This is a genomic window from Komagataeibacter saccharivorans, from assembly GCF_003207825.1.
Classification (GTDB): Bacteria; Pseudomonadota; Alphaproteobacteria; order Acetobacterales; family Acetobacteraceae; genus Komagataeibacter; species Komagataeibacter saccharivorans.
In genome coordinates this window covers 1-5,298 of record NZ_NKTY01000055.1, presented here as the reverse complement: position 1 = coordinate 5,298, position 5,298 = coordinate 1, and the positions used below count along the sequence as shown (strand labels likewise).

7 protein-coding genes are annotated in these 5,298 nt (G+C 61.1%); 5 read left to right on the top strand and 2 right to left on the bottom strand.

Annotated features, from left to right (window positions below):
- The coding region (locus CFR79_RS15040) for a transposase (RefSeq protein ID WP_181417457.1) at positions 1 to 89 on the top strand (89 nt) is incomplete at its 5' end.
- Positions 90 to 447: 358 nt separating this feature from the next.
- Here the strand turns inward: CFR79_RS15040 and CFR79_RS15035 are convergent.
- Together CFR79_RS15035 and CFR79_RS15030 are read right to left on the bottom strand one after the other, a co-directional pair.
- Positions 448 to 858 (bottom strand): type II toxin-antitoxin system VapC family toxin, encoded by a 411-nt coding sequence (locus CFR79_RS15035; RefSeq protein ID WP_110548428.1) that lies wholly within the window; start codon positions 856 to 858, stop codon positions 448 to 450.
- A complete protein-coding gene (locus CFR79_RS15030) occupies positions 855 to 1,124 on the bottom strand; it encodes an antitoxin (RefSeq protein WP_110548427.1) in 270 nt (89 codons plus the stop codon). The genes CFR79_RS15035 and CFR79_RS15030 overlap by 4 nt, the downstream gene beginning before the upstream one ends.
- 303 nt (positions 1,125 to 1,427) lie before the next feature.
- On the opposite strand from CFR79_RS15030, the gene CFR79_RS15025 reads away from it, so the two are divergent.
- From CFR79_RS15025 to CFR79_RS15010, 4 genes are all read left to right on the top strand, one after another.
- Entirely contained in the window at positions 1,428 to 2,105 is a 678-nt protein-coding gene (locus tag CFR79_RS15025; RefSeq protein WP_110548426.1) for a hypothetical protein, read from the top strand.
- 67 nt (positions 2,106 to 2,172) lie between these two features.
- Positions 2,173 to 2,856 (top strand): RES family NAD+ phosphorylase, encoded by a 684-nt coding sequence (locus CFR79_RS15020; RefSeq protein ID WP_110548425.1) that lies wholly within the window; start codon positions 2,173 to 2,175, stop codon positions 2,854 to 2,856.
- Between the two features lie 231 nt (positions 2,857 to 3,087).
- Entirely contained in the window at positions 3,088 to 3,999 is a 912-nt protein-coding gene (locus CFR79_RS15015) for a tyrosine-type recombinase/integrase (RefSeq protein ID WP_110548424.1), read from the top strand.
- 25 nt (positions 4,000 to 4,024) lie between these two features.
- Positions 4,025 to 5,203: an IS91 family transposase gene (locus CFR79_RS15010; RefSeq protein WP_110548429.1), complete on the top strand. Its 1,179-nt coding sequence runs from the start codon at positions 4,025 to 4,027 to the stop codon at positions 5,201 to 5,203.
- Positions 5,204 to 5,298 lie beyond the last annotated feature (95 nt).

Below are 5,298 nucleotides of genomic sequence, written 5' to 3'. Positions count from 1 at the left end.
GGTCGCCCAGCTATTTTGCAGCCTCATGCGGCGGTGCGCCCCTGTCCATCATCCGGCAGTATATCGAGCAGCAGAGAACGCCAGATTGAAACGCCGGAACGGCCCTATCTCCGGCCTGAACGCCGGAGCTTGCGGGCCTGCAAAGAGGGTCAAATTTTAGATTGGCTCCGTAGCGACTGAGCTGACGTGCTTTCACCTCAATTTTTTCGTTCGCGGGGCCACGCAAATCGTAACCGTTATTACCGCGTGCCTCTCGAGCTCCACCGATGAATCGCGCGATCACATGCTCCGAGACTTCGCCGAGCACTGCAGAGAGCGTTTCGCGCCCCAGTAGCGGCGACGCAATGATAAACGAGAGCGCTGCCTGTACCTCGGCGTGTGCCGCCAAGATACCGTTAAGATCTGCCGTAACGTCCTTCAGCACTCGTTCCTCCTTTGCTGGACTCGCTACGCAGTGGCGAGCCAGTTTTCGACCTTCAGGCCACATACACGCTCGAACTCACCAGTGTTGGCGGTGACGAGTACCGCGCCGACGGCACAAGCATGAGCGGCAATTAAGAGATCGTTCGGGCCGATCGGCGTTCCGGCCGCCTCGAGATCCGCCCGGATGCGGCCGTATTCAGCGTCGACAGGGAGCTCAAGGGCGAGCACGGTGGTGTTCTCCAAGATCGCCTCGATCTGCGCCATCAGTTTCGGCGAGCCCTTCTTCACGCAGCCATAACGAAGTTCGGCGGCGGTAATGACGCTGACGCATATCGCGTCGTCACCGACAGACACGATATGTCGAGCGACCATACCCTGAGGATTCCGGGCCAGATCAGAGATGATATTGGTGTCCAACATGAAGAGCGCGGTCACAGGTCGATGTCCCGCGCCGGCAGAAGTGTGCTGTCGACATCGGGAAAAGCGTCTTCGGGTGGTAGTGGCTCCAGTTCAGCAAGGACGGCCAACAAACGCTTTCCAGGCACAGGTTCGATGATTAGCCGTGACCCCTCCCGGTGTATCAGCACCCGCTCACCGGGAAGCTCGAAGTCGACCGGAATGCGAACCGCCTGGCTCTTGTTGTTCCGAAAGAGTTTGGCCTCACGCGGGGGCGAGGCATCCAGCTGGCGATGGTAATGCATGTGATGCTCCGTATATATCCATTGCATATACACGGAGCAGTGGCGGCTTTCAAGCGGCGTCTTCACGGCTGCTTTGGGAGTGAGCAGACAGACCGCTTTGGGAGCGCGCGACGATGTTTCCTGCCGTTCAACTCAACCACGTGCAACGACCGCTTCGCGCCCAAGTTAGCCGTTTAAAGGCTGATTGGACGCCCCCGAAATCTGCCAGCGCGGTTTCGGGGGGGCGGTGAGAGGATGATCTGACCCATTGAATATGTCGAATATAATGCTACATAGATAGTCATGATAGCCGGAGGACAAATCATGGCTGCGATATCAGAGCTCTCTTTTCCAAGTGTCGAGCCGCTCGCAGGACCGGCCATTGAGGTTCGCGAGCGCTTGAAGGGTGTCGATAACGGCCAGATCGTCGCCTTTTTGCTAGAACACGCCAGTAAAAGCACGACGAGTGCATTCGAAGAAACGATGCGGCTTATCGCACCGATCATCTTACGCAAACTTGTGGCCCGTGATACGGCTACCCTTGAGAAGCTCGTCGACGCTCTCACGCCGACGGTTTCGCCGCCAAAGCACCTGCTCGTTGAGGCCCGCATGAACGCGGAGGCCCGCAAGGCAGTTCTGGAGTCCGCGGAATGGATCAACGCTGCACAACTGTCGGAGTTGGCTGGTTTTGTCGGTCGCAATGCGAGTGCGCAGCCTAACAAATGGAAGCGCGAAGGCCGTATCTTCGCCATCCGCCACCAGGGGGCAGACCTCTTCCCCGATTACGCGCTAGATGTCGAAAGGCAATTTAGGCCCATCGATGAACTCGCTCCCATACTTCACGCTTTCGGCGAGCAACTCGATGGTTGGGATATTGCGATCTGGTTCGCATCGGCGAACAGCTTCCTTGGCGGCGCATGTCCCAAGGACTTGTTGACGAGCGTTCCGGAGCGCGTGCTCGAAGCAGCACAAGACGAGATCGCTGGTGTGTTGCATGGCTAAAAAAGGCTCTGTCGCGAGCGGGCCCGGGCCCGCAACGCCTGCAAGATCCCGGAGAACTTCGGCAAAAATGAAATCGGATTCTGCTGGTGCGGAAGTGCCGGCGCCTCGAACGATTCCCGCACCATGTGCTGATTTGGGAAAGCTCGTGACGCGGAAGACATGGCCGGCGAGCACCACGATCCACCGGATACACCCCGAGCTGTACAGCGCAGATCAGTTCAACCCAGGGCCCAACGGAAACGCACGTTTCAGCCCGATCTCCGACGCGAGTGGCACCTCGATTTCGACAATCTACGGCGGCACGACCTTCGAGTGCGCCGCGATGGAAACCGTGTTCCACGACGTTCCGCACGCACCTGGTCTCAAATCAGTGGCCAAACGGAAGCTTCGAGGACACCAACACTCACAGTTGGTTCCATCAAGTGACCTGACGCTGGCGGATCTCAGCAGCAAAGCGCTTCGAAAGCTCGGTATTCCACGGGCGGACCTGATCGATAGCGAAAAGGACATCTACCCGCAGACGAGACTTTGGGCCGAGGCCGTCCACGAACAATGTCCCGACGTGCACGGGCTCGAATGGGTGTCCAAGCAGGATGACAAGGCCAGCGCGATCATATTGTTTGGAGATCGCTTGCCGCCGTCCCCGCTCCAAAGCATCGCTCCGTCCGTCGACATCGTGACGGATGCTCCCACATACAGCGCACTTGTCGATCTTGCCGACGTTATCGGGGTCAAGATCACCGGGAAATGACAGTCCAGTGCAGCCCTTTTCGTATGTCTATGTTCTACACGAGGAGACTAATGTCTGTCTGCTGCCGTTCACTGAACCGACAATAGGCTGTGTTGGGGGGGGTAGAACGAACCCGCTGCGCGGGAATGGTGTAGCGTGGCTGTCTGTCACCACGGCGTGAGAGAGGTGTTTTATTTGAAGCTGGCCTGATGATCCGCCGCACTCTGGCTTGTGTCCAACACAAGGAGCCAGATGATGACGGAGCTTATTTCTGTAGGCGCGATCAGCCCTCTTCGCCAGCGCCTGATCGACGACATGACAATGCGGGGGTTCTCACGCGAGACGCAGCGCAATTATATCCGTGACGTCGGTCGTTTTGCGACCCATCTGGGCCGTTCTCCGCACACGGCGACGGCGGAGGAGGTCCGTCAGTTCCAAATCGAGCAGCACGAGGCAGGCCTGCCGATACCGACGATGAACAGTATCGTGTCGGCGCTGCGATTTTTCTTCACCTACACGCTCGACCGACCTGATCTTGCGCGCAAGCTGGTTCGCACCAGACATCCCCGCAACCTGCCCGTCGTGCTGAGCCGCGATGAGGTTGCCCGCCTGCTCAATGCGACCACCTGCCTCAAGCACCAGGTGGCGCTCTCGGTCGCCTATGGGGCGGGCCTGCGCGTCGCCGAGGTGGCCGCTCTCCAGGTGAGCGATATCGACAGCGCGCGCATGCTGCTGCGGGTCGAGCGGGGCAAAGGGGGTCGTTACCGCAACGCCATGCTGCCGGCAGACCTCCTGCCCCTGCTGCGGGAATGGTGGAGACTCGGCCGCCAGCAGGGCGTGATGCATCCGCAGGGCTGGCTGTTTCCCGGCCAGAACGCGATGAGGCCCATCTGCACCCGGCAACTACATCGTGTGGTCGTCACCGCGGCCGATGCCGCGTCGATCTGCAAACGGGTCGGTCCCCATACATTGCGGCACAGTTTTGCGACGCACCTGCTGGAGGATGGCGTCGATATCCGCGTGATCCAGGCCCTGCTGGGTCACGCCCGTCTCGACAGCACAGCGCTCTATACAAGGGTCGCTACCCGCACTGTGCGGGCGGTGATCAGCCCGCTCGACACATTGGGGGCCCTGGCGACGGCGCAGGCGAGGCCCGACGGCTGATCCCCGAGCTTCGGTGGGCACGGTCATGTCCGCCTCGCTCGAACTTGGCGATATCTTTCGGGCTGCCGGTCCTGCCTGGCGGGCAGCCCATGCCGGACGTCTTCCCCTACAGCAGCTCAAGGTCATGTCGGCGATAGAGCACTGTCGCACGGCAGCCCTGGGTGGCCATGTCGCGGCCTGTGGGGACTGCGGACACTGGCGCATTGCCTATAACAGTTGTCGCAACCGCCATTGTCCGCGCTGCCAGGGGAACGCCGCACGGACATGGCTGGCCGAGCGGGAGGCCGATCTGCTGCCGGTCGGGTATTTCCATGTCGTCTTCACCCTGCCAGCGCGGATCGCCGACATCGCGCTGCAGAACAAGGCCGTTCTCTACGCCCTGCTGTTCCAGGCCGCCTCGGAGACGATGATGACGATCGCCGCCGATCCCCGGCATCTGGGTGCCCGCATCGGCATCACTGCCGTGCTGCACAGCTGGGGGTCGGCGCTGACCCACCATCCCCATGTGCACATGATCGTGCCGGGCGGCGGCCTGTCGCCCGATGGCCAGCGCTGGATCTCGTCGCGCCCGGCCTTCCTCCTGCCCGTTCGCGTGCTGGGCAAGCTGTTTCGTCGTCTGTTCCTCACCCGGTTACTTGCGCTTTTCGATGCTGACCGGCTGGCCTTCCGGGGGCAGCTTGCCCCTCTGGCAGACCGCCGTGCCTTCCTGCGGTATCTCGCCCCTGTGCGCAGCAGGCGTTGGGTCGTCTACGCCAAGCCACCGTTTGCCGGTCCAAAAGCGGTGCTGGCCTATCTGTCACGCTATACCCACCGCGTCGCCATCTCGAACCGCCGCCTCCTCGCGTTCGACGAAAGGGGCGTGACGTTCCGGTACAAGGACTACCGCCGGGATACCGCGCATCAGCAGCAGGTCATGACGCTTGGCACGGATGAATTCATTCGCCGCTTCATGCTGCATGTCCTGCCACGGGGATTTCATCGCATCCGCCATTACGGCCTGCTGGCCAGTTCCAACCGCAAGGCCAGTCTCGCCCGGGCGCGGGACCTGCTGAATGTCATCCCCACACCAGCGGCGGAAGTCCAGGAGTCCGGACCGGTCACGCCACCGCCCTGCCCATGCTGTGGGGGGCAGATGGTCGTTATCCAAATCCTTCCCCGCTGGTGCCAGCCCAGAGGACCGCCACGGGCGACTGATCCGGCGTAACCATCCGGCGAGAGACGCGGGCGTGATCAGGCAGCGACGTTATTCTCGCCTTGAGCAATGGGTTTCCAATGCCAGGGCAGGAGTTCATGGAGGCG

Bases quoted from the DNA above. Each gene is read 5' to 3' on its own strand.
- CFR79_RS15010 (WP_110548429.1), top strand. From the start codon at position 4,025: ATGTCCGCCTCGCTCGAACTTGGCGATATCTTTCGGGCTGCCGGTCCT.
- CFR79_RS15025 (WP_110548426.1), top strand. From the start codon at position 1,428: ATGGCTGCGATATCAGAGCTCTCTTTTCCAAGTGTCGAGCCGCTCGCA.
- CFR79_RS15015 (WP_110548424.1), top strand. From the start codon at position 3,088: ATGATGACGGAGCTTATTTCTGTAGGCGCGATCAGCCCTCTTCGCCAG.
- CFR79_RS15030 (WP_110548427.1), bottom strand. From the start codon at position 1,124: ATGCATTACCATCGCCAGCTGGATGCCTCGCCCCCGCGTGAGGCCAAA.
- CFR79_RS15020 (WP_110548425.1), top strand. From the start codon at position 2,173: ATGAAATCGGATTCTGCTGGTGCGGAAGTGCCGGCGCCTCGAACGATT.